The 24,520-nt window shown below is 62.9% G+C and carries 21 protein-coding genes and 1 pseudogene; 15 read left to right on the top strand and 7 right to left on the bottom strand.

Features of this window, described 5'->3' with window-relative positions:
• Nucleotides 1-164 precede the first annotated feature (164 nt).
• From RT582_RS20885 to RT582_RS20875, 3 genes are all read right to left on the bottom strand, one after another.
• Nucleotides 165-1,535, bottom strand: coding sequence for an IS1182 family transposase (locus RT582_RS20885; protein ID WP_014818820.1), 1,371 nt, complete (start codon nt 1,533-1,535; stop codon nt 165-167).
• A 196-nt stretch (nt 1,536-1,731) separates the two neighbouring features.
• A complete protein-coding gene (locus RT582_RS20880; protein ID WP_313479776.1) occupies nt 1,732-2,958 on the bottom strand; it encodes a type II toxin-antitoxin system HipA family toxin in 1,227 nt (408 codons plus the stop codon).
• Nucleotides 2,958-3,281, bottom strand: a complete 324-nt coding sequence (locus RT582_RS20875) for a helix-turn-helix domain-containing protein (protein ID WP_031297634.1) — start codon at nt 3,279-3,281, stop codon at nt 2,958-2,960. Before RT582_RS20875 ends, RT582_RS20880 begins: the two co-directional genes overlap by 1 nt.
• Before the next feature lie 489 nt (nt 3,282-3,770).
• Between RT582_RS20875 and RT582_RS20870 the strand changes: the two genes are divergently transcribed.
• From RT582_RS20870 to RT582_RS20835, 8 genes are all read left to right on the top strand, one after another.
• A complete protein-coding gene (locus tag RT582_RS20870) occupies nt 3,771-4,487 on the top strand; it encodes an AzlC family ABC transporter permease (protein ID WP_228208056.1) in 717 nt (238 codons plus the stop codon).
• On the top strand, nt 4,477-4,785 hold the full coding sequence (locus RT582_RS20865) for an AzlD family protein (RefSeq protein WP_014818816.1): 309 nt from the start codon (nt 4,477-4,479) through the stop codon (nt 4,783-4,785). Before RT582_RS20870 ends, RT582_RS20865 begins: the two co-directional genes overlap by 11 nt.
• A gap of 382 nt (nt 4,786-5,167) precedes the next feature.
• A complete protein-coding gene (locus tag RT582_RS20860) occupies nt 5,168-5,983 on the top strand; it encodes an NAD-dependent epimerase/dehydratase family protein (RefSeq protein ID WP_313479770.1) in 816 nt (271 codons plus the stop codon).
• Between the two features lie 41 nt (nt 5,984-6,024).
• A complete protein-coding gene (locus tag RT582_RS20855) occupies nt 6,025-6,915 on the top strand; it encodes an SMP-30/gluconolactonase/LRE family protein (RefSeq protein WP_313479767.1) in 891 nt (296 codons plus the stop codon).
• A gap of 80 nt (nt 6,916-6,995) precedes the next feature.
• Nucleotides 6,996-7,967, top strand: coding sequence for a TRAP transporter substrate-binding protein (locus RT582_RS20850; RefSeq protein WP_312143389.1), 972 nt, complete (start codon nt 6,996-6,998; stop codon nt 7,965-7,967).
• A 58-nt stretch (nt 7,968-8,025) separates the two neighbouring features.
• The gene (locus RT582_RS20845; protein WP_313479763.1) at nt 8,026-8,553 is read left to right on the top strand and encodes a TRAP transporter small permease; all 528 of its coding nucleotides are present in this window, start codon (nt 8,026-8,028) and stop codon (nt 8,551-8,553) included.
• A complete protein-coding gene (locus RT582_RS20840) occupies nt 8,553-9,833 on the top strand; it encodes a TRAP transporter large permease (RefSeq protein WP_041015649.1) in 1,281 nt (426 codons plus the stop codon). The genes RT582_RS20845 and RT582_RS20840 overlap by 1 nt, the downstream gene beginning before the upstream one ends.
• Before the next feature lie 164 nt (nt 9,834-9,997).
• Nucleotides 9,998-10,903, top strand: a complete 906-nt coding sequence (locus tag RT582_RS20835; RefSeq protein WP_313479760.1) for an EamA family transporter — start codon at nt 9,998-10,000, stop codon at nt 10,901-10,903.
• A 41-nt stretch (nt 10,904-10,944) separates the two neighbouring features.
• Here RT582_RS20835 and RT582_RS20830 read toward each other — a convergent pair whose 3' ends face one another.
• The 3 genes from RT582_RS20830 to RT582_RS20820 form a co-directional block, all read right to left on the bottom strand.
• Nucleotides 10,945-11,700, bottom strand: a complete 756-nt coding sequence (locus RT582_RS20830; RefSeq protein WP_014818809.1) for a FadR/GntR family transcriptional regulator — start codon at nt 11,698-11,700, stop codon at nt 10,945-10,947.
• Nucleotides 11,701-11,815: 115 nt separating this feature from the next.
• Nucleotides 11,816-13,420 (bottom strand): alpha,alpha-trehalase TreF, encoded by a 1,605-nt coding sequence (gene treF, locus RT582_RS20825; protein WP_312169875.1) that lies wholly within the window; start codon nt 13,418-13,420, stop codon nt 11,816-11,818.
• Nucleotides 13,417-14,184, bottom strand: a complete 768-nt coding sequence (locus RT582_RS20820) for an SDR family NAD(P)-dependent oxidoreductase (protein WP_313479756.1) — start codon at nt 14,182-14,184, stop codon at nt 13,417-13,419. Before RT582_RS20820 ends, treF begins: the two co-directional genes overlap by 4 nt.
• Nucleotides 14,185-14,388: 204 nt before the next feature.
• On the opposite strand from RT582_RS20820, the gene rarD reads away from it, so the two are divergent.
• On the top strand, nt 14,389-15,279 hold the full coding sequence (gene rarD / locus RT582_RS20815; protein WP_313479753.1) for an EamA family transporter RarD: 891 nt from the start codon (nt 14,389-14,391) through the stop codon (nt 15,277-15,279).
• Between the two features lie 16 nt (nt 15,280-15,295).
• Here rarD and RT582_RS20810 read toward each other — a convergent pair whose 3' ends face one another.
• On the bottom strand, nt 15,296-15,820 hold the full coding sequence (locus RT582_RS20810; protein ID WP_313479749.1) for a glycine cleavage system protein R: 525 nt from the start codon (nt 15,818-15,820) through the stop codon (nt 15,296-15,298).
• Between the two features lie 230 nt (nt 15,821-16,050).
• Between RT582_RS20810 and RT582_RS20805 the strand changes: the two genes are divergently transcribed.
• From RT582_RS20805 to RT582_RS20780, 6 genes and pseudogenes are all read left to right on the top strand, one after another.
• Nucleotides 16,051-18,231, top strand: a complete 2,181-nt coding sequence (locus RT582_RS20805) for a malate synthase G (protein WP_101275302.1) — start codon at nt 16,051-16,053, stop codon at nt 18,229-18,231.
• Between the two features lie 202 nt (nt 18,232-18,433).
• Entirely contained in the window at nt 18,434-20,056 is a 1,623-nt protein-coding gene (locus RT582_RS20800) for a methyl-accepting chemotaxis protein (protein WP_313479744.1), read from the top strand.
• A 19-nt stretch (nt 20,057-20,075) separates the two neighbouring features.
• Nucleotides 20,076-21,214 (top strand): annotated as a pseudogene (locus RT582_RS20795) (hypothetical protein).
• An 11-nt stretch (nt 21,215-21,225) separates the two neighbouring features.
• Nucleotides 21,226-21,630 (top strand): hypothetical protein, encoded by a 405-nt coding sequence (locus RT582_RS20790; protein ID WP_014818801.1) that lies wholly within the window; start codon nt 21,226-21,228, stop codon nt 21,628-21,630.
• 185 nt (nt 21,631-21,815) lie between these two features.
• A complete protein-coding gene (locus tag RT582_RS20785; protein ID WP_046617557.1) occupies nt 21,816-23,738 on the top strand; it encodes a putative nucleotidyltransferase substrate binding domain-containing protein in 1,923 nt (640 codons plus the stop codon).
• The gene (locus tag RT582_RS20780) at nt 23,735-24,442 is read left to right on the top strand and encodes a 3'-5' exonuclease (RefSeq protein ID WP_041015637.1); all 708 of its coding nucleotides are present in this window, start codon (nt 23,735-23,737) and stop codon (nt 24,440-24,442) included. Before RT582_RS20785 ends, RT582_RS20780 begins: the two co-directional genes overlap by 4 nt.
• Nucleotides 24,443-24,520: the final 78 nt, after the last annotated feature.

Here is a 24,520-nt window from a genome sequence, read left to right as displayed (position 1 = left end):
GGCCGATTCTGTTGAAAAAGTAGGTTTAGCGGCAGCAAGGCGGTCGGATGTACCTGCTGTCGAAGTGGCTGCAAGCCACTTCAAGTTACCTTTCGGCGTTTCACTGAGCGTCCTTGCTCAGGTTTGAGGGTTAATTCGAGGGTTTCTGCTCGCCACAGGCGTACCTATCCCGTGAGCGGTGGCCCTTGAGGCAAAAGCTTGGCCATGCGGCGCAGGTTCTGCACCATCGCAGCCATGGTGAATTCGTCAGTGGCGCCTGTCAGGCCACGCAGTCGTAAACGGTCGAGTTTCATGATCCGTTTAAGATGGGCGAAAAGCATCTCCACCTTCTTCCGTTCGCAACGTGAGACGAGGTATTCCGGTGTCTTGGCGATGCGTCGAGCCACATCGCGGGCAGCCTCATGGATGCTGCGAACGATCTTCCGATTCGGTGTGTTGGGGCAGCATTTCGCTTTCAACGGACAGGTGACGCAGTCGGTTTGGCTGGAGCGGTAGATGATGGTGTTGGCCTTGGTTACCCGCGATCTTTTCTGGGTGAAGGCGCGCCATTCACTGCGTAGCGGTTTGCCGGTTGGGCAGCGATATTCATTGGCTTCCTGATTCCAGTGGAAGTCGTTACTGGAGAGACTGTCGTCCTTGCGCTCAGTCTTGTCCCACACCGGCACATGCGGCTCGATGTCCTTCTCTTCGACCATCCAGGCCAGCATCGGGGCAGTGCCATAGGCGGTGTCGCCGATGAGGCGTTCCGGTGTGAGGTCGAACTGCGCTTCGACACGCTCGACCATCGTCCTGGTCGAGTCGACTTCGGTGGTACGGTGCGCCGGGGTCGCTTCCACATCCATGATCACACCGTGCTCAGTGTCGATCAGGTAATTTGTGGAGTAGGCAAAGAAGGCCGGGCCGCCTGGTGCTGCTGTCCAACGGGACTGAGGATCGGTGAGCGAAATCTTCTTAGGAAGAGCCTCAGCCAACGCATCTTCATCAAGTGCTTCGAGGTACTCGCGCACGGCGCGGCTGCTGAGCTTTGGATCGCTCCAATCGACTTCATCTCCCACCACCCCACGTTGCCGGCTGGCATCCGCCTTGATGATGCTGGCGTCGACGGCGAAACCTTCGCCCTTGACTAGGCCGGCTGCCATGCAGCGCCGCAGCACTTCATTGAACAACCAGCGGAACAGATCGCTGTCACGGAAACGGCCATGGCGATTCTTCGAGAAGGTCGAGTGATTAGGTACTTCGTCTTCCAGACCCAGCCGGCAGAACCAGCGATAGGCCAGGTTCAGGTGCACCTCTTCGCACAATCGCCGCTCGGAACGAATGCCATAGCAGTAGCCGACGACCAGCATGCGCACCATCAATTCCGGGTCAATCGAGGGACGCCCGATGGGGCTATAGAAATCCGCCAGATAGGCGCGCAGATCACTGAGATCCAGGCACTGGTCGATGCTGCGCAGGAGATGTTGGGCCGGGACGTGATCTTCGAGATTGAACGAGTAGAACAGGCGCTGCTGTCCTCCCGGTAACTGTCCCATCATGCTGTTCGCCTCCACGCCCGCTGACAAAGCAATTTTGCCAACGGCATGGGGAGGTCGCTACTTTTTCAACAGAATCGGCCACGAGTTGACGTTCAAATGGTTGACCAGAGCCGGGGCTATTCAGGCCTGTGACAAATGCGCTGCTCGACGCTAAAGCAAGGCCCAAGAGTGCAGAAAAAGCCTTCGCAGCCCGCCCCTAAGCCAGCAGCCTCCCGCTGCTTGTTGCGTCCACCGCCGCATCCAGCTCAGCCCCAGCCAAATGCTCTGCATAGTGCTCCATCAGCTCCGACTCCCAAGAAGCGACCTCGTCCAGTATGCCGGCCGCCTCATCTTTCGTCAGTGCAAAATGCTCATGCTGGCTAAGCAGGTTAGCTCGACTTAGGAGAGTACCGTTGATACCAACTTCCATCGCCAGCCTCTGGGCATGCCCCTCTCCCAGGACGGGAAGAACGTCATACATGGGCGAGAGGCGCCAAGCTCCTTCCTGCCAGATCACTGCGTGGTTGCGAGGATGATCGTCACTGTTGCCGACCAGAGCGTTGTAGGCCATTCGCCTGTAGAGCGCCTGCCTATCAGAATCTGGCGCGCCTCTGCGGTACAGCTCATCGGCGAGCGCCGCGTAGATCCATCCGTTGCTGCGCTGCACATGCCATTCGGCATCGAGAAGAGTTAAGCCACTCATCATCGGAATGCGGCGAAACCTTGCATCATTCGCTGACCATTCTCGGTCGAATCGCTCCACTAGCAACGTGTTGCCTTTTTCACTTTGATGGAGTGCCGTCCGGGCAACATTCATCCCCTTGGTAGCCGCAAAAGTCATGCAGGCATACTCGAATTTCGGCAGATCGTAGTGATCAAATTTGTCGCGTGGCTTGGCAAGAATCAGCTTGTGATCAAAGCGGTACGTGCGCTTGGGCCTGGCACCACCAACAGCTGAGCGCTGGTCCCGTATTCTTAATGCCTCCAGCTGCTCAGCGCTCAGCTGGCTGTCATAGATCGCAGCGCAAATATCTATGAAATGATCGAGCCCTTGGGCTTCAAGCATTTTCACAGGCCTTTCGCCTATACCCGGCCTCGGGGTGCGATCTTCGCCAGCCATGATGTTTCCGGCGCGATCTTCGTTAGGAGATAACAGCAGGAGCTGGAGCGGAGTGAGCTCTCCCTTTCGGGTGCGGCGCAACAGGCGTTCTCCCCAGCCATCTGGCATCGCATCATCAATGAAGCCGGGAACGCCGCCATTCTTATGTACCTGAATGGGTCGAGTGGAGAGCGGATACCGTATCGGATCAGGCACCCAATGCTTGGCTTCCACGATCTCCGGCGCATAGACGAAGGTTCCCGTGCGACCAGCAAGGGTCAGCCTGCCCAGCGTCACAGTCTCACCCGTTTCCGGACACTCCATGTAGATGTAAGCGCGCGACATCAGAAGTCCTCCGCGTTGCTGCGCGGCAGCCTGACGCGCTTGGTCGCATTGGTTTCCAAAGCGTCGAGATCAAGCGCTGGGTCATCGATCAGCGCCTGGAAAACCCGGTCAGAAATCCCAACGGTGAACAACGCGAGCATAAAGTCGCGCAGCGAAACACCTTCAGCCTTGCCCCCCTCAATGTGACGAACAGCTCGGAGAGAAATCCCAGCCCGCTCTGCAAGGTCAGCCTGGCGCAGCCCCATGCGCAGACGCGCCTCCTTCACCAGAAGGCCTATACGGTAAAGCAGAGAGGTACTTTGAACAGGGAAAAAGCCTTTCATAAGGTTACACCAAGCGACATCCTATAAAGGATAAGATACTAGTAATCGCACACTAAGCAATCTTGTAACTATATTAAGAAGTCATTTCATAGCATCTTAAATACGGTAAGCTGTCATAAATAGATATCTTATTACGGCGAACAAACCCGGCACGGCAGATCATTCTCGGATTCCGGGCGGTAGATCTGTCCAGTTCGGCACCATTCCAGCCAGATAAGCCTTCTGCTGCGACCGGCAGCTTCTAGCCGTCGGCAACCCATCACACTGCAAAATCAGAATCGGACATAGCCACCCATAGCATCGGTGATGACTAGCGAGGCGCAGCGTCAATAGGCCGAAGCCTTCATTGCCGCGCGATCGACTGCTCGCGCGAATCTGTACCGCCCGATCCGACGCCAACTGCGCTGTTCCGTCGCGGCAACACCCCCTAATCTGGCGGGCTGGACGTTGAATGACTCGATCCAGCGCTGCCATCTGGAGGATTCGTGCATGACTGACGCAGAAAGCGAGCTGCATCATTTCGACCGGCGCATGGTCTGGGCCGGTTTTCGCCAGCTCGCGCCGATTTCCATCTTCGTCACCCTGTTCGGCGCCGCCTTCGGCCTCGCCGCGGTGCAGACCGGGCTGGACGATTCGGTGATCCTGACGATGAGCGCGCTGGTGTTCGCCGGCGCCTCGCAGTTCGCCGCGCTGGAGCTGTGGGGCACGCAGGTGCCGCTGCTCACCCTGATGATCACGGTGTTTGCCATCAACGCCCGCCACCTGCTGATGGGCGCCACACTCTATCCCTGGTTGCGCCAGCTGCCGCCGGGCAGGCGCTACGGGGTGATGCTGATCGCCTCGGACGCCAACTGGGCGATGGCCATGCAGGCCTTCAACCGCAACCGCCCGGGTTTCGGCCTGCTGCTCGGTGGCGGCCTGGCGCTCTGGTCGTTCTGGGTGGTCGGCAGTTGGCTGGGCATCCATTTCGGCAGTGCAGTCAGCGACCCGAAGCGCCTGGGGCTGGACATGGTGATGGGCTGCTTTCTGCTGGCCATGGTGGTGGGCGGCGAAAAGAACCTGCGCATGCTAGTGATCTGGAGCGTTGCCGCCGGCGCCTCGCTGCTCGCCTTCCGTTACCTGCCGGAGAACAGCCACGTGGTGGTGGGTGCCCTCGCCGGTGGCGCGACCGGGCTGCTGTGGAAGGAGAAAGCGCGTGAATCTTGATGCGACGGGCGCAGGCGCGCTGACCGTGGTGCTGGTCATGGCACTGGTGACCCTGGCGACGCGCTGGGGCGGCGTGTTCGTCATGGCCTTCGTGCCCATCAGCGACCGCGTCCGCCAGTTCATCACCGCCATGTCCGGCTCGGTGCTGGTGGCGATCGTCGCGCCGATGGCCTTGCAGGGTGATGCTGGCGCGCGATTGGCGCTGCTAGCCACGGCAGTGACCATGCTGGTGCTGAAGAAGCCGCTGCCGGCGATTGCCGCCGGCATCCTCGCCGCAGCGTTGGTCAGGCAATTCTGAGCCGCAGCGGCCGATCGCGGCCGCTCAGGACACCGAGTTTGGCAGCCTCCATAGCAGTCATTACCGTGTGCACCAGCAGCGCGTCGGCATTGTGCTGGCCGCGCACGACCTCGTTACGCTCTCTGTTTTCGAACGGTCATCATACAACTATCGAAAATATTGCTGGCAGCGTCCCGCTTTTATCAATCTTGGGCGCCGCTACTCTGGAGCCCTCTGTCGCGGCGCTTTAGCTTGGACAACACAACGGAAGTGACACTGAGAAGCAACATATGTCATCAAATACGACTTTAAGCGTGTTGACATTCATGTGACTAGATGCTGATATTTGGCACATGTCATATGACAACAGATGACTTCAAGAACAATAATGACAGGCACCCCGATGACTACCACTCCCAATCCCACGCTTGGCCGTCTTCTGCTCACCGGAGCGGCAGGCGGCCTTGGCAAGGTCTTACGCGAAAAGCTGCAGCCCTACGCCCGCATCATCCGACTGTCCGATATCGCGCCGATGGCTCCGGCAGCCGGTGAACACGAGGAAGTCGTGCCCTGCGACCTCGCCGACAAGGCGGCCGTGCATGCCCTGTGCGAAGGCGTCGATGCCATCGCCCATTTCGGCGGCGTCTCCGTAGAGCGACCGTTCGAAGAAATCCTCGACGCCAATATCCGCGGCACCTTCCACATCTACGAAGCAGCCCGCCTGCACGGCATCAAGCGTGTGGTCTTCGCCAGTTCCAACCACGTGATCGGCTTCTACCCGCAGACCGAAACCCTGGATGCCCACGCACCACGCCGCCCGGATGGCTACTACGGCCTGTCCAAGTCCTACGGCGAGGACATGGCGAATTTCTACCACGATCGCTACGGCATCGAGACCGTCAGCATCCGCATCGGCTCCTCGTTTCCCGAGCCTGCCAACCGCCGGATGATGAGCACCTGGCTCAGTTTCCGCGACCTCACCGAGCTGATGCGCTGCGCGCTGTTCACGCCAGCGGTCGGCCATACCGTGGTCTACGGCATGTCCGCCAACCGCGACGTGTGGTGGGACAACCATCTGGCCGAGCACCTGGGCTTCCAAGCGCAGGACAGCTCCGAAGCGTTCCGCGACAAGGTCGAGCAGCAACCGCCGTACAGCGCTGACGACCCGGCTGGCGTCTACCAGGGCGGCGCCTTCGTCGCGGCTGGCCCCTTCGACTGATCGACCCCCTTCGCCCGCCTACAACAACAAAGAGAAACGCAATGGCCAGTGAAGCTGAACTCATCGCCGACCTGCGCTGCGCCACCGGCGAAAGCCCGGTCTGGGTCGCCGCCGAACAGGCGCTGTATTGGGTCGACATCCCCAATCGCGAACTGCTGCGCTGGAACGCTGCCGACGGCCAGGTTTCCCGCTGGCAGGGCGAGCAGATGCTGGCCTGCATCGCGCGCCACGGCGATGGCTGGGTGGCCGGCATGGAGACCGGCTTCTTCGCCCTGCAGACGCGCCCGGACGGCCGACTCGACAGCCACGCGCTGGCGGCCATCGAGCACCAGTTGGCCGATATGCGCATGAACGATGGCCGCTGTGATCGCCAGGGCCGTTTCTGGGCCGGCAGCATGGCGCTGGACATGGCCGCCGGGCATCCAGTCGGCGCGCTCTACCGGCTGGATGACGATGCCAACGATGCACCACTGCGGCCGCAGCTCGACGGTTTCATCGTGCCCAACGGCCTGGCCTTCAGCCCTGACGGACGAACCATGTACCTGTCCGATTCGCACCCCAGCGTGCAGAAGATCTGGGCCTTCGATTACGACACGGACAGCGGCACGCCGACTGGCCGGCGCCTGTTCGTCGACATGCTCGATCACCCCGGCCGGCCCGACGGCGCCGCGGTGGATGCCGACGGCTGCTACTGGATCTGCGGCAACGACGCCGGGCTGATCCACCGTTTCACCCCGGATGGCCGCCTGGACCGCTCGCTCGCGGTACCGGTGAAGAAACCGACCATGTGCGCGTTCGGCGGCTCGCGTTTGGACACTCTGTTCGTCACCTCGATCCGCCCCGGCGGCAATCTGAGCGACCAGCCGCTGGCCGGTGGCGTCTTCGCCCTGAACCCAGGCGTCACCGGACTGGAGGAACCCGCTTTCAACTGACTCACCAGGGAAGGGCCGCTGCGTGCCCAACCTCGCTTCTCGCAACGCTGCACACCAACAAAAACAAGATGGAGAGTGTCATGAACCTCAAACGCAAGTTGCTCGTTACCGCCCTACCCTTCGCCTTCTGCGTCAGCGGGCTGGCACATGCCATGACGCTGAAGATTGCCGAGATCCACCCGGCCGGCTACCCCACGGTGGTCGCGCAGGAGAACATGGGCAAGAAGATCGCCGAAGCCACCAAGGGCGAACTGGATTACCGCATGTTCGCCGGCGGTGTTCTCGGCTCGGAAAAGGAAGTGGTCGAGCAGGTGCAGCTCGGCGCGGTACAGATGACCCGCGTAAGCCTCGGCACCCTCGGACCGGTGGTCCCGGACGTCAACGTGTTCAACATGCCGTTCGTGTTCCGCGACCATGAACACATGCGCAAGGTCATCGATGGCGACATCGGCCAGGAGATCCTCAACAAGATCACCAACTCCGAATTCAACATGGTCGGCCTGGCCTGGATGGATGGCGGCGTGCGCAACCTCTACACCAAGGAGCCGGTACGCAGTCTGGAAGACCTCAAGGGCATGAAGATCCGCGTGATCGGCAACCCGATGTTCATCGAAACCTTCAACGCCCTGGGCGCCAGCGGTATCGCCATGGACACCGGCGAGATCTTCAGCGCATTGCAGAGCGGCGTGATCGACGGTGCCGAGAACAACCCGCCGACCATGCTTGAGCACAACCACTTCCGCAACGCCAAGTACTACAGCCTGACCGGCCACCTGATCCTGCCCGAGCCGATCGTGATATCCAAGACCACCTGGAACAAGCTCAGTGCCGAGCAGCAGGACCTGGTGAAGAAGTTTGCCAAGGAAGCGCAGTTCGAAGAGCGCAAGTTGTGGGACGAAAAGTCCGCCGCCAGCGAAGCCAAGCTCAAGGAAGCCGGGGTCGAGTTCATAGAAATCGACAAGAAACCCTTCTTCGACGCCACCGCGCCGATCCGCGAGAAGTACGGCGCGCCCTACGCCGAACTGATCAAGCGCATCGAAGCCGTTCAGTAATCCTCGTGCAAGCGCATCGCGGCGGCCCGTGCCGTCGCGCTGCAACCGGTGGACTCTCATGAAAAACCTGGTTCTGGGCGTCAATGACGCCATCTATCGCTCCTGCGTCATCGCCGCGGCCACGGCGATCGTGATCATGGCGACGATCATCCCCTGGGGCGTGTTCAGCCGTTACGCACTGGGCCAGGGCCTCGGCTGGCCCGAGCCGATCGCCATTCTGCTGATGGTGCTGTTCACCTTCGTTGGCGCCGCCGCCAGCTACCGCGCCGGCGCGCACATGGCCGTGCAGGTGCTCAGCGATCGCCTGCCGCCGCTGGCCCAGCCCTTCATCATCCTGTTCGTGCGCCTGGCCATGGCGGCCATCAGCCTGTTCATGCTGATCTGGGGCTACAAGCTGTGCGTTGCCACCTGGAACCAGTACCTGAGCACCCTGCCCTGGATGCGCGTCGGTTTCAGCTATGCGCCGATTCCACTGGGCGGCTTCATCACCCTGCTGTTCGTCATCGAGCAACTGCTGTACGGCGACCAGAGCAAGCGCCGTGTCGTCGACTACGAAGCCCGCGAAGAGTCCAAGGAGTCCGTGTAATGGATGCCGTCGTCCTGTTGGGCAGCTTCATCGTCCTTATCCTGCTACGCGTTCCGGTAGCCTACTCCCTCGGCCTGGCCACTCTGGTCGGTGCCTGGTGGATCGATATTCCACTGCACGCCGTGATGATCCAGATCGCCGGCGGCGTGAACAAATTCTCCCTGCTGGCCATTCCGTTCTTCGTCCTGGCCGGCGCGATCATGGCCGAAGGCGGCATGGCCCGCCGCCTGGTCGCCTTCGCCGGGGTGCTGGTCGGCTTCGTCCGCGGCGGCCTGTCACTGGTCAATATCACCGCCTCGACCTTTTTCGGCGCCATCTCCGGCTCGTCCCTGGCGGACACGGCCTCGGTCGGCTCGGTGCTGATCCCGGAAATGGAAAAGAAGGGCTACCCGCGGGAGTTCTCCACCGCGGTGACCATCTCCGGTTCGGTGCAGGCACTCTTGACCCCCCCCAGCCACAACTCGGTGATCTACTCGCTGGCGGCCGGCGGCACCGTGTCGATCTCCGCGCTGTTCGTCGCCGGCATCGGCCCGGGCCTGCTGCTCAGCACCGCCATGGCCGCGCTCTGCCTGCTGTTCGCCCGCAAGCGCAACTACCCCAAGGGCGAAGTGGTGCCGCTGCGCCAGGCGCTGAAGATCTGCGTCGAGGCGCTGTGGGGCCTGATGACCATGGTGATCATCCTCGGCGGCATTCTCTCCGGCGTGTTCACCGCCACCGAGTCCGCCGCGGTGGCGGTGGTCTGGGCCTTCTTCGTCACCATGTTCATCTACCGCGACTACAAGTGGCGCGAGCTGCCGAAGATGCTGCACCGCACGGTGCGCACGCTTTCCATCGTGATGATCCTGATCGCCTTCGCCGCCAGCTTCGGCTACATCATGACGTTGATGCAGATCCCGTCGAAGATCACCACCGCGTTCCTGACCCTGTCGGACAACCGCTACGTGATCCTCATGTGCGTCAACCTGATGCTGCTGGTGCTGGGCACGCTGATGGACATGGCGCCGCTGATCCTGATCCTCACGCCGATCCTGCTGCCGGTGGTGACGTCGTTCGGCGTCGACCCGGTGCACTTCGGCATGATCATGCTGGTCAACCTGGGGATCGGCCTGATTACCCCGCCGGTCGGTGCGGTACTCTTCGTCGGTGCCGCCATCGGCAAGGTCACCATCGAGAACACCGTGAAGGCGCTGCTGCCGTTCTATGCCGCGCTGTTCGCCGTGCTGATGGCGGTGACCTATATCCCGATGATTTCGCTGTGGCTGCCGAGCGTAGTGCTCTGACTGCACAGAGACGGGGAACGAGGACGCCGCCCACCCGGGCGGCGTTTTACTTTGCCGACCGACGAATTCGCGGACCAGGCATGCACTGGCCGCCGCTTACCGGGATACCCCGGTAACCGAACGCAACGTATTCCGTACAGGGTCTCAGAGGACTGGTTTATCCCATGCAAACCGCCACGCCATTTCCACGCCACATCGCTGTACTGGTCCTGGCCACCCTGGCCTGTTCGTTCGCGGCCAACCACATCGCCGCGCGGATCGCCTTCGATCACGGCACCGGCCTGCTGCTGGCCATGCTCTGCCGCGCCGGGGTGACCCTGCTGGCGCTGGCCGCGCTGGTGTTCTGGCGTCGCGAATCGCTGCGCCTGAGCCCGGCCACCTGGCGCTGGCAGATCCTCCTGGGTCTGCTGATCGCGGTGCAGAGCTTCTGCATCTATTCGGCGGTGGCGCGCATTCCGGTGGCGCTGGCGCTGCTGGTAGTGAACCTGTCGCCGATCCTCCTGGCGCTGCTCACCTGGGCGCTGGGCGGGCCGCGGCCGACCCGCGTGGCGCTGGCGATCATGGGCCTGATCCTGTTCGGCCTGGTGCTGGTGCTGGATGTTCCGGGACGCCTGCTCAGCAGCGCGACAGCGGATGAACAATGGACCGCGGGAATCCTGTTCAGCCTGACCGCTGCCGCCGTCTTCGCGGTGGCGCTGTGGGTCACCGAGCACAAGCTGTCGAGCATGGCCGGCTCGGTGCGCAGCATGCTGACGCTGATCGTGGTATTCACCGCCTCCGCCCTGCTCGGCGCCAGCGACCTGATTCCGGGTGGGCTCGGCCTGCCCAATGCAACCGCCGGCTGGATCGCCCTCGCCTGCCTGGTGTTGCTCTACGGCGCGGCGTTCTCGACGCTGTTCATCTGCATGCCGCGGCTGAACATCGCGCGCAATGCGCCGGTGATGAACATGGAGCCGGTGGCCGACATGGTGCTGGGCTGGCTGATCCTCGGGCAGGTACTCGGGGCCATGCAGGTGGTCGGCGGCCTGATCGTGGTCGGCGGTATCGTCCTGCTGGCGTACCGCCGCTAGGGCTGTCGACGTACCCGGCGCCAGCTGCGCCGGGGCGGCGATCAGTTCTGCAGCACTTCCGCTTCGGCGCTTTCGTGGGCCTGGCGCAGCCGCTCGCGGCTGTTGGTCAGGTGCAGCCGCATGGCCGCCCGCGCGGATTCCGGGTCCTGGCGCTCGATGGCCTCGTAGATCTGCTCGTGCTCGCGGCCCAGGCGCGCCTGGTAATGCTGCTGATCGTCATGGGCCAGCCGTGCGGAATTGACCCGGCTGCGCGGGATCAGCGTGGTGCCCAGATGACTCATGATGTCGGTGAAGTAGCGGTTGCCGGTGGCTTCGGCGATCTGCAGATGGAACTGGAAATCCGATGACACCGCATCGCTGGAGTGCGCCGCGCTCTGGTTGAGCTGATCGAGAAAGGCGCGCATCGCGGCCAGTTGCTCGGGCGAGCGACGCTGCGCAGCCAGCCCGGCCGATTCCACTTCCAGGCTGATGCGCAATTCCAGAATCGCCAGCAGGTCGCGCAGGGTGCCGATGGTCGCTGGGTCGATGCGCAGCCCGGTGGTGCTCGGCGTATCCAGCACGAAGGTGCCGATGCCGTGCCGCGTTTCCACCAGCCCCGAGGCCTGCAGGCGCGAGATCGCCTCGCGCACCACCGTGCGACTCACACCCTGCGTCTGCATGATGGCGGACTCGGTCGGCAGCTTGTCGCCGCGCTTCAACATGCCGTCGCGGATCTGCTGCGACAGTTCGGCGACCAGCTCCTGGGCGAGGCTGCGATGTTTGCGACGGGCGCGTGGCTGGGCGCTCTGGTTATCCATGGACGGCGATCTCTGAGAAGCGGAAGCAACCGTCATCATAGCCCAGCAGTTGTACGATAACTATTGATCCATTGCATTTGTAGGGAGATTGCGCGCAACCATCGCGCCAGATGTCCTAGGCCGGCGGGCGACAGTGGCCGGCCCGGCAGCGGTTGGCCTGATGGCTGGGGTCCTGCTGCATGAGCTTGCGCGTGACGCCGTTGGTCCAGCCGAAGCCGTCCTGCAGGGGATATTCGCCGCCTTTGGCGTGCTCGGTACAGGGCCGCAGCACGTATTTCTCCACCAGCTTGTTCTCGCGCTCGAACAGGTGGCTGACAATGGTCAGCCAGCGCTCCTCGATGTCCAGCGCCAGCGCGTCATGGCCGTAGTGCTGCAGGCCGCGAATGGCGATCCACTGCAGCGGCGCCCAGCCATTGGGGCGATCCCACTGCTCGCCGCTGCCACTGATCTCGGTAGTGGCCAGCCCACCCGGAGCCAGCAGGCGGGCGCGCACGGTTGCCGCGACCGCTGCCGCCTGCTCGGCACTGGCCATGCGCACGAACAGCGGCGCCAGGGTCGCGGCGGTGAGGTTGTCGCGTTGCCGGCCGCGCCGCCAGTCATAGTCGAAGTAGGCGCCGGCGCGTGGATTCCACAGGTAGTGGTCGATCGCTGCCAGGCGAATTTCGGCGCGCCGGGCAAAACTCTCGGCACAGGCCTGCTGGCCCTTCACCGCCGACAGCTCGGCGATCTGCCGCTCGAGCTTGTAGAGCAACGCATTGAGGTCGATGGGCAGGATGCTGGTGGTGCGGATGGTCGCCAGCCGGTGCGCATCGTCCAGCCAGCGTGAGCTGAAGTCCCAGCCCGATTCGGCACCGGCGCGCAGGTCACGATAAACCTCGTGCCGCGGCCGGCAACTGGCGCGGGCGGTCTCGACGTCTTCGCGATAGGACTCCTCGCGCGGCGTATCGCGCTCGTCCCAGTAACGGTTGAGCACCACGCCGTCGGCCAGGCAGACGCAGCGCCGGTGCCGCTCACCGGGGCGCAACGCATCGGCACCCTCCATCCAGAAGGCATATTCCTTGTGCAGCTGCGGCAGGTAATCGCTGGCCCGGTACACGCCATTTTCCTCGAACAGCTCGGTCATCAGGGCGAACACCGGCGGCTGCGAGCGGCCGAGGTAGTAGGTTCGGTTGCCATTGGGCACATGGCCGTAGGTGTCGATCAGGTAGGCGAAGTTGTCCGCCATCGAACGCAGCAGATCGCAGTGCCCGCTCTCGTCCAGGCCGAGCATGGTGAAGTAGGAATCCCAGTAATACAGCTCGGTGAAGCGCCCGCCTGGCACCACATACGGGTGCGGCAGTGGCAGCAGCGAGGAATGCTCCGGATGGTCCTGCGGCTGCCGGGTGAGCACCGGCCAGAGCCGGTCGATGTGTTCGGCCAGGCTGTCGTCGGGGTTGGCGACGAATTCCCTGACCGGCATCTCGTAAAGGCTGAAGTACTCGTGGACGAAGGCGCCGAGATCGAAGCCGGGCTCATTGCAGCGGGCGCGGTAAGCCTCGAGGATGACTTCGGAATGGCGCCGCGGCGCGCAGTCGACGAAGGTCTTGCTGTCGGGAAAGATGCGCTGCATCTGCACCGCGACGAACAGCTCCTGATAGCGATCGGCGGGGCTTAGGGTATCGGCCAGCGAGATGGCGCTGACGTCATGACTGAACGGCTGGTACGACTGGCTACTGGTCATTGTTCGCTGTAATTCCATAACAGACCGCCATCGACCACCAGGGTAGTCCCGGTGATGTAGTCGGCATCCGGAGAAGCCAGAAAGGCGACGACTCCGGCCACATCGCGTGGCCTGCCCAGGCGTCCGACGGGGATGTTCTGCAGCAGGCTGGCGAGCTTCTCCGGCTGGTTCATCAGCTCGCGATTGATCGGCGTTTCCACTGCGCCCGGCGCCACGTTGTTCACCGTGATGCCCAGCGGCGCGAGTTCGATGGCGATGTTGCGCATGAGCATTTTCAGCCCGCCCTTGCTCGCACAGTAGGCGGTGAAGTTGGGGTGCGGCAATTCCTCGTGCACCGAACTGTTGTTGATGATCCGCCCGCCACGGCCCTGCTCGCGCAAATAGCGGGCGAAGGCCTGGGCGAGGAAGAACGGCCCGCGCAGGTTGACGTCGAGTACCCGGTCGTAGTCGCCCTCCTCGGCGTCGAGAAATGCGGCGTGGGTCTGTACCCCGGCGTTGTTCACCAGGATATCCAGTCGGCCCATGCGCTCGATGCTCTCGCGCACCAGCCGCTGGCATTGCTCGACCTGGCTGACGTCCGCGGCGATGAAGCAGACCCGCCGCCCCACGGCGCGTACTTGCTCGAGGCTCGCACGGGCCTCGTCATCTTCCTCGCGACCGTTGATGACCACGTCGGCCCCCTCCTCGGCCAGGCGCACGGCGATGCCGAGGCCGATGCCGTGAGTACTGCCGGTGACCAGAGCCACCTGATTCTGCAAGCGCATTGCGACCTCCGTACGCACGTCGCCTGAACGCGACGCCGTTTCGATTGGCGATGCAGATGAGACGGAGCGAGCCTTCGCGCGTTCCCTCATCCGTCGGATCGGCGCAGCTGGTCGCGCCGTGGCTTTACGTTAGCCGCCTAATCTTTCTCTCCTCCGGACAAAGGCGCAAAATGGCCGGCTCTCCGCTGCTCGTCGAAGGACGTCATGGCTACCGCCAATCTGCGCAAGGGTTATCTGCTGGGGCTGGCCACGTTCAGCATCTGGGGCATGTTCCCGCTCTACTTCAAGGCACTCGAACAGTACGGCGCGCTGGAGATCGTTACCCAGCGGGTGATCTGGTCGGCGGTGTTCGGTTCGCTGGTGCTGCTGGTCTGGCGCCACCCCGGCTGGTGGCGCGAACTGCTGGCACATCCGCGACGGCTTGGCGTGCTCGGCATCTCCAGTGTGCTGATCGCCGCCAACTGGCTGATCTACGTCTGGGCGGTGAACCACGACCGGATGGTCGAAGCCAGCCTGGGCTACTACATCAATCCGCTGGTCAACGTGCTGCTCGGCATGATTGTGCTGCGCGAGCGGCTGCGCCCGCTGCAGTGGCTGGCGGTGGCGATGGCCACCGTCGGCGTCAGCCTGCAGCTGCTGATGCTCGGCGAATTCCCGTGGATTTCCATCGTGCTGGCGCTGAGCTTCGGCAGCTACGGTCTGCTACGCAAGCTGGCACCGGTGGCCGCGTTGCCCGGGCTGGTGGTGGAAACCTGGATATTGTTGCCGGTAGCGCTGGTCTGGCTGTTCTGGTTCAGCAGCGGCACGAGTACGGAACCTGCGTTCTGGACCAGCAGCGACGCGCTCTGGCTAATGGCCGCAGGCCCGGTGACGCTGATCCCGCTGCTCGGCTTCAACGCCGCCGCGCGCCACCTGCCGTATTCGACGCTGGGCTTTTTGCAGTACCTGACGCCGACGCTGCTGCTGATCCTCGCCGTGCAGTTGTTCGACGAGCCGTTCCCGGTCGATCGTCAATTGGCCTTCTTCTGCATCTGGGCCGGGCTTGCGGTGTACAGCCTGGACGCCTGGCGCATCATGCGCAAAAGCGCCGGCTGAAAATGCCGGCGAACGACTAGGATTTCTCTGTCGGCTGCAGCTTGAGTTCGACCATCAGGTCATCGGCCAGGGCTTCCAGACGCTGTTGCAGGACCTCCAGCGACAGCTCGCTCGGCACGGCCAGACGCACTTCGGCACGGAACAGCAGCTCGCTGCTCATCGGCGCCGGCAGCACCTCGGTATCCAGGCTTTCCAGGTTGACGCCGTGTGTGGCCAGCAGATGGGTAATGTCGCGGACAATGCCCGGGCGGTCGTTGCCGACCAGCTCCAGCTGAATTTCCTGCCAGCTCGCCGCTGGCTCCGTGCCGCTGTGCGCCAGCAGGACGCGAATGCCCTGCGCCTCAAGCCCCTGCAACGCGGCGGTCAGCTCGGCATGCGCCTGCTGCGGCACGGCCACGCGCAGGATGCCGGCGAACTGTCCGGCCATGCGCGACATCCGGCTCTCCAGCCAGTTGCCGCCGTGATCGGCGATGCACTTTGCCAGTCGTTTGACCAAACCGGGCTGATCTTCGGCGATAACAGTAAGAACGAGGTGATCCATGGACGGCTCCTGTGCTGGGAAAGCGCCAACGCGGTAGCGAAGGCCCATTAGGTATAGCAAGGCACTCGTCTCGACGACAGCCCCGCGTCATCGCCACACAGGGCTGCCAGGGCGAAAGACCGGCTCTTTCGGCGGACTGATTTTCCCCGGCGCTTCATGTAGTATCCGGCGACTCGGACTACAAGAAACGAAACTGTCCGTCGAATTAGAAGAACCAAGTGAGGCGAGTAATGACTGAGCGCGTTCAAGTCGGTGGCCTGCAGGTCGCCAAAGTCCTGTACGACTTCGTGAACAACGAAGCGATTCCCGGTACCGGCGTCGATGCCGCCGCCTTCTGGGCTGGCGCCGACAGCGTCATCCACGACCTGGCGCCGAAGAACCGCGCGCTGCTGGCCAAGCGCGACGAGCTGCAGGCGCAGATCGATGCCTGGCACCAGGCTCGCGCCGGTCAGGCCCACGACGCCGTGGCGTACAAGAGCTTCCTGCAGGAAATCGGCTACCTGCTGCCGGAAGCCGAAGACTTCCAGGCCACCACCGAGAACGTCGACGAAGAAATCGCCCGCATGGCCGGCCCGCAGCTGGTGGTGCCGATCATGAACGCGCGCTTCGCCCTGAACGCCGCCAACGCCCGCTGGGGCTCGCTGTACGACGCCCTGTACGGCACCGACGCGATCTCCGAAGAAGACGGCGCCAGCAAGGGCCCGGGCTACAACGAGATCCGCGGCAACAAGGTCATCGCCTACGCGCGCAACTTCCTCAATGAAGCCGCACCGCTGGAAAGCGGCTCGCACGTCGACTCCACCGGCTACCGCATCGAAGGCGGCAAGCTGGTCGTTTCGCTCAAGGACGGCAGCACCACCGGCCTGAAGAACCCGGCCCAGCTGCAGGGCTTCCAGGGCGAAGCCAGCGCACCGATCGCCGTGCTGCTGAAGAACAACGGCATTCACTTCGAGATCCAGATCGACCCGGCCAGCCCGATCGGCCAGACCGACGCGGCCGGCGTGAAAGACATCCTGATGGAATCGGCGCTGACCACCATCATGGACTGCGAAGACTCCATCGCCGCCGTCGACGCCGACGACAAGACCATCGTCTACCGCAACTGGCTCGGCCTGATGAAAGGCGACCTGGTCGAGGAGCTGGAAAAGGGCGGCAAGCGCATCACTCGCGCGATGAACCCGGACCGCGTCTACACCAAGGCCGACGGCAACGGCGAGCTGACCCTGCATGGCCGCTCCCTGCTGTTCATCCGTAACGTCGGTCACCTGATGACCAACGACGCCATCCTCGACAAGGAAGGCAACGAGGTGCCGGAAGGCATCATGGACGGTCTGTTCACCAGCCTGATCGCGGTGCACAACCTCAACGGCAACACCAGCCGCAAGAACACCCGCACCGGCTCGATGTACATCGTCAAGCCGAAGATGCACGGCCCGGAAGAAGTGGCTTTCGCCACCGAGCTGTTCGGCCGCGTCGAGGACGTCCTCGGTCTGCCGCGCAACACCCTGAAGGTCGGCATCATGGACGAGGAGCGTCGTACCACGATCAACCTCAAGGCCTGCATCAAGGAAGCGCGCGAGCGCGTGGTGTTCATCAACACCGGCTTCCTCGACCGCACCGGTGACGAAATCCACACCTCCATGGAAGCCGGCCCGATGGTGCGCAAGGCAGCCATGAAGGCCGAGAAGTGGATCAGCGCCTACGAGAACAACAACGTAGACGTGGGTCTGGCCTGCGGCCTGCAGGGCAAGGCGCAGATCGGCAAGGGCATGTGGGCCATGCCTGACCTGATGGCTGCGATGCTCGAGCAGAAGGTCGGCCACCCCATGGCCGGCGCCAACACCGCCTGGGTACCGTCGCCAACCGCTGCCACCCTGCACGCCATGCACTACCACAAGATCGACGTGCAGGCGCGTCAGGTGGAGCTGGCCAAGCGCGAGAAGGCGTCCATCGACGACATCCTCACCATCCCGCTGGCGCAAGACACCAACTGGAGCGAGGAAGAGAAGCAGAACGAGCTGGACAACAACTCGCAGGGCATCCTCGGCTACATGGTCCGCTGGGTCGAACAGGGCGTCGGTTGCTCCAAGGTACCGGACATCAACGACATCGCGCTGATGGAAGACCGCGCCACCCTGCGTATCTCCAGCCAGCACGTAGCCAACTGGATGCGTCATGGCGTCGTTACCAAGGATCAGGTGCTCGCAAGCCTCAAGCGCATGGCGCCGGTGGTTGACCGTCAGAACCAGGGCGACCCGCTGTACCGCCCAATGGCGCCGGACTTCGACAACAGCGTGGCCTTCCAGGCTGCCCTGGAGCTGGTCCTCGAAGGCACCAAGCAGCCCAACGGCTACACCGAGCCGGTACTGCACCGCCGTCGCCGCGAGTTCAAGGCCAAAAACGGCCTGTAACCCGCGTCCGAGCTGCACAGGAACCGCCCTTCGGGGCGGTTTTTTTATGCCCGCAATCCGCCCGGCGGCCCTCAAGTTAACTCTGTTACAACCGATAACGTGACCCGAATGCGGTTTTCGGTCACAATTGCCCCAGAAACTGGCATTTGGCCATCAACGTGCTCTTCGTAGTACCCGTAGCCCCTGCACTGGAGTTCGATGCATGCTGAAGAACCTCTCGCTGACCGCCAAGCTTTCCCTAGTACCCGCCGTCGCCCTGGTCGGACTCGTGCTGTATGTGGTCTACACCTCGTTACAGCTCTCGGCAACCGACTCACGGCTGGTTCTGCTGGAGACCCGCAGCTATCCGACCCTGGAAAAAGCCGACGCGGTGATCTTCCAGTTCTCCCGCGTGCCGGCGTTGCTGAACAACGCAGTGGCGGCGGGCGAGCCGGGCATTCTCGACGAAGCGCGCGAGGTCCTGCAGCAGATCGACAGCCAGCAGCAGGCCCTGGCGTCGCTGTTGAGCGAGCAGCGTCAGCAGCATCAGGCATTGAGCGACTGGCGCAAGGCGGTGCGCGACTACGCCGACAATGCACTCGCCGCGTCGACCAAGTTGATCGACGGCAGCGCCTCGTTCGACGACCTGCGACCCAGCCTGGATCGTATGGCCAGTGATCTGGCGCAGGCGCAGAAGCTCGGCAGCGACTTCCGCGCCCAGGCCTACGACGATTTCCAGCAGACCCTGGTGCAGACCCGCGAAGCCAACGCGGCGACCACCCGCCTGGGCATCATTCTCAGTCTGGTACTGGTGGTGCTGGTCAGCCTCGGCGCCTGGTTGGTGATCCGCAGCGTGATGGTCAATATCCGCGGCGTGATCACCTCGCTGCAGTCGATCGTCCGCGGCGACGGCGATCTGACCCAGCGCGTCAACGTCGAGTCCAACGATGAGATCGGCGCGATGATCGAGCTGTTCAACAGCTTCCTCGACAAGCTGCAGCGCACCATCCGCCAGATCATCGAGGCCGCCAACCCGCTGGGTCAGGTCTCCAAGGAGCTGTACAAACTCACCCAGGGTTCGGAAGAGAACGCCAAGTCGCAGCAGCACCACACTGATTCGATAACCCGCGACATCCTCACCATGACCGGCAGCATTCAGGAAGTCGCGCAGCGCTCGCAGCAGGCATCCGACGAAGCCAATTCTGCGGCGCGGCAGGCGGCCACTGCGCGCGAGCATGTCGGCAGCCTGTCGACCGGCATCAGTGACCTGGGCGACAGCGTGATGGGCGCGGTCAAGGCCATGGAACAACTGGAGGAAGAAACCCAGGAAGTCGGCTCGGTGCTGACCGTCATCCGCAGCATCGCCGAACAGACCAACCTGCTGGCACTCAACGCCGCCATCGAAGCCGCCCGCGCCGGCGAGCAGGGCCGCGGCTTTGCGGTCGTCGCAGACGAGGTGCGCAATCTGGCGCAGAAGACCGCGGCGTCCACCGCCGAGATCCAGCAGATCATCCAGCGCCTGCAGAACAGCGCCAACACCGTGCTCAACGTGATGACCAGCAATGGCGAGAAGTCCCGCGCCAGCATCGAGCGCTCCATCGAGGCCACTCAGCTGCTGGAAGCCATCGCCGGCACGGTCAACCAGATCGACGAACTCAACGCCGGCATCGCCCAGTTCACCCAGGAGCAGATCGGCCTGTCGAGTTCCATCAGACAAGAAACTCAAGTGTTGCAGCAGGACGCACAAGCAACCGCAAACGGCGCCGAAGCCACCGCCCGCCTTGGCGAGCAACTGGTGAGTACCGGAGACCACCTGCGCGCGGCTACGGGCCAATTCCGTGTTTAACGATTTTCTGGAGCATCCAATGACTGCACTTCGTGTCGCCGGTCTGGCAGCTGTCTGCCTGGCCGTCACCCCTGCCTTCGCCCTGGAACAGGGTGAACATCGCTTCAACGGTTTCGGTACCGTCGGTTTCACCCACCTCAGCGGCGAAGATGATGGTCGCAGCTACGGCATCCAGGGCCAGACCAACGACTCTTGGCGCGGCGATCAGCTGTCCAAGTTCGGCGCGCAGCTGAGCTACGGCATCACCGACACCCTGGGCGTGACTGTCCAGGCCACGGCCAAGGCGCAACAGGACGAGTGGAAAGCCAACCTGGAATGGGCCTACCTGTCGCTGCAGGCCAACGACCAGCTGATGCTCCGCGCCGGCCGCCTGCGCAGCCCGGTCTACATGTATTCCGAAAGCCTCGACGTCGGCTACAGCTACCCCTGGCTGCGCCTGCCCGACGAGGTCTACAGCCAGGTCCAGGTGACCAACTACGAAGGCGTCGATGCGGTCTACACCGTGCCGCTGTCGTACGGCTCGGTGACCTTCCAGGTCGCCGGCGGTCAGGCAAAGAACCGCGACTACTACGCCTACGACGAGCAGTTCGATATCGACTACGGCAACCTGTTCGGCGCCAGCGTCAGCCTGGCCACCAACGATTTCGGCATGCTGCGCATCGGTTATGTCGAGGCGGATATCACCACCGATATCAGCGGCACGGTGGATGTTGGCGGCGGCACGATGCGAACCCTCAGCCTGCTGGATCTGGACAAGGAAAAAGGCAAGTTCACTTCGATCGGCTACCAGTACGACAACGGCACCTGGGTCAGCAGCAACGAGTGGACCTCGCGCATGATCGAGAACGATGACATGGAAGCGATCGACTCCTTCTACCTGATGGGCGGCCGTCGTTTCGGCGATTTCCTGCCGCATGTCACCTACGCACAGCTGGACGACAACGGTGGCCGTCAGAGCTCCTGGACCCTGGCCTGAACTACCAGGCCGCACCGACCGTGGTGGTGAAGGGCGAGTACAAGCGCGTCGATACCAAGAACGGCTATGACGGCGTGTTCACCCGTAGCGCTCAAGAGGTCTTCGACAACGCCGTCGGGATTGCCCCGGCCCGCAACTACGACGGTGACATCGTTTCCGTCGGCGTCGATTTCGTATTCTGAGGAGCGTCCCGATGAAAGCATCCATTCGCATTCTCGGCGCTGCCGCGCTGTTCGGCCTGGCTTCGCTGGCTCAGGCCGAGGTCGCCGTGATCGTCAATCCCGGCGCAGCCAAGGCACCGTCACAGTCCGAAGTCGCCAACATCTTCCTGGGCAAGGACAAGTCATTGAAGGGCGTCGACCAGGCGGGCTGGAACCCGGCCAAGGAAGCCTTCTACGCCGGCGTGACCAGCAAGAACGAGTCGCAGCTCAAGTCCTATTGGTCGGGCCTGATCTTCACCGGCAAGGGCCAGCCGCTGCCGAGCGTCGCCGATGACGCCGCCGTAGTGGCCAGGGTCGCGGCTGAAGCCGATGCCATCGGCTACGTCGACAGTGCGGCCGTCAATGACTCGGTCAAGGTCCTGTTCACCCTGCCCTGAGCTCAATGACGAAGCAAAGGAGCCGGCACCGGTGGCCGGCTTTTTCATGCCCGCGTTTCACCGCAACAGCGCGAAACATGAGGCTGACCCTGATCAGCTCCCCCGCCCCTTGAGCTGACTAGACTTACGTCCAATTGGGTCCGACTGACCTGCAGCCCACCATTACCAAAAAATGGAAGCCAACCATGAGCACACCCGACGCTGGGAAGACGGCTGTACTGCAGAACATCCACGGCACCATGGAGTTTCTGCGCAAGTACGCTCCGTTCAACCAGATGGAGCCGGCCCACCTGGCCTACCTGGTGGAGAACTGTGCGCTGCGCTTCTATGCCGAAGGCGATTGCATCATTTCCCCCGAAGACGGGGTGGTGCAGCAGTTTTATATCGTCAAGCAGGGCCGCGTGCATGGTCAGCGCCCGCATACTGCCAAGCGCGGCACCGACACCACCTTCGAGGTCATCGTGGGCGAATGCTTCCCGATGGCCGCGCTCATGGGCGAACGAGCGACCCGCACCGCGCATCTGGCCGCCGAAGACACCTTCTGCTTCCTGCTCGGCAAGCCCGCCTTCGTCCAACTGGTGTCCAAGTCTCCGGTGTTCCGTGATTTCGCCATGCGCGGCGTCAGCAGCCTGCTCGATCTGGTCAACCAGCAGGCGCAGATGCGCGCGGTGGAAAACCTCGGCGAGCAGTACTCGCTCGAAACAAGCATCGGCGAGCTGGCGCTTCACCACCCGGTGTCCTGCCTACCGTCCAAGCCGATCAACGAGGCGGTCGCGATGATGCAGGAGAGCAATGTCGGCAGCATCGTCATCGTCGATGAAGCTTTGCACCCGCAAGGCATCTTCACACTGCGCGATCTGCGACGGGTAATCGGTACCGGCACCACCGACCTGAGCCAGCCGATCTCCCAGTTCATGACGCACGATCCGTTCTACCTGCCGCCGGACGCCACAGCCTTCGACGCGGCTATCGCCATGACCGAACGGCACATCGCCCATGTTTGCGTAGTGGAGAATGGCCTGCTGCGTGGCGTAATTTCCGAGCGCGACCTGTTTTCCCTGCAGCGCGTGGATCTGGTGCACCTGGCGCAGACCATCCGTCACGCCGATCGCGTCGATGCGCTGGTGGTCATCCGCGATCGCATCAAGCAACTGGTCGACAACATGCTCGCCCACGGCGCCTCGTCGACCCAGATCACCCATATCGTCACGCTGCTCAATGATCACACCGTATGCCGGGTGATCGAGCTGGCCATCCAGCACATTGGCGATCCGGGCGTGCCCTTCACCTGGCTGTGTTTCGGCAGCGAAGGCCGCCAGGAGCAGACCCTGTACACCGACCAGGACAACGGCATCCTCTTCGAGGCCGCCGACGCCGCGGAGGCCGCGCATATCCGCGGACGACTGCTGCCGCTCGCCGAACGCATCAACCGTGACCTAGACACCTGCGGTTTCACGCTGTGCAAAGGCAACATCATGGCCAGCAACCCGCAGCTGTGCCTGTCGCGCCAGGAATGGAGCCGCCGCTTCAGCTCCTTCGTGCGCGAGGCAACGCCGGAAAATCTGCTCGGCAGCACCATCTATTTCGATCTGCGCAGCATCTGGGGGCCTTCGGAAGGCTGCGAACAGCTGCGCCGCGACCTGCTCGAGGAAATCAACGACAACCGCCTGTTCCAGCGCATGATGGCCGAAAACGCCTTGCGTCATCGCCCGCCGGTGGGCCGCTTCCGTGATTTCGTCGTGGCGCGCAAGGGCGAAGGCAAAGACACGCTCGACCTCAAGGTGCAGGGCCTGACACCCTTCGTCGATGGCGCCCGCCTGCTTGCACTGAGCAACGACATCGGCACCTGCAACACCCTCGAGCGGCTGCGCAAGCTGGTGGAGAAAGGCGTCATCGAAGCGAAGGATGGCGCGGCCTATGAAGAGGCCTACCACTTCATCCAGCAGACTCGTATGCAGCACCATCAACAGCAGGCACGCGATGGACTGCCCTATTCCAACCGCCTGGATCCGGATACTCTCAACGTGCTGGACCGCCGAATCCTGCGCGAGTCCTTTCGCCAGGCCCAGCGGTTACAGGCCAGTCTCGCGGTGCGCTATCAACTATGAGTATGTTCTGGTTCAACCCCCGCGGTCCGAAGCTGCCTCCCGAGCAGCAGCAACGTGTTGCCGAGCTGGCGCGCCCGCTGCCGCCACAGGCGGTCCCGTTGCGGCAGCAGCGTCTGGTGGTGCTGGATCTGGAAACCACCGGGCTGCACCTCAAGCGCGACCTGGTCATCGCCATCGGCGCAGTGGTCATCGAAGACGGCGCCATCGACTATTCCCAGCAGTTCGAATGCACCCTCTGCCGTCAGGTCAAGGTCACTGAAAGCGTACTGATCCACGGGATCGCCCCGAGCGAGCTGGCCAACGGCTTGCCACCGTCCGAAGCGCTGCTCAGTTTCATGGAGTTCGCCGCGGGCAGCGTCATCCTCGCCTTTCACGCGCCCTTTGATCAGCGCATGCTAGGTCGCGCGTTGAAGAACGAACTGGGCTACTCGCTGGAACACACCTTCCTCGATGTGGCCGACCTGGCGCCCATGCTGTTTCCCGAGGCGATGATCCATCGCGGCGGGCTGGATCACTGGCTCGACTACTTCAACATCCATATCCCTCAGCGGCACAACGCCTCCGCCGATGCCATGGCCACCGCGGAAATCGCTCTGATCCTGATGAATCGCGCACAACGCGTGGGTCTGACCAGCTTAGACGAGCTGGCTCAGCGGCTGCGCTGCTGGCAACGCGCGCGCAAGGCGGCCTTCAACTCGATCTGAACGGGCTGGGTGGCAGTTCACTGCCTAGTGTCCCGAGCGGGTAGTTCGTTTATTTAACAACATATCGATATACTGGCG

The sequence above is a fragment of the Stutzerimonas kunmingensis genome (assembly GCF_032106285.1).
In the GTDB taxonomy this organism is placed as follows: Bacteria; Pseudomonadota; Gammaproteobacteria; order Pseudomonadales; family Pseudomonadaceae; genus Stutzerimonas; species Stutzerimonas kunmingensis_B.
Note: the sequence above shows the minus strand (reverse complement) of the source record. Positions and strands in the feature narration are given on the sequence as shown.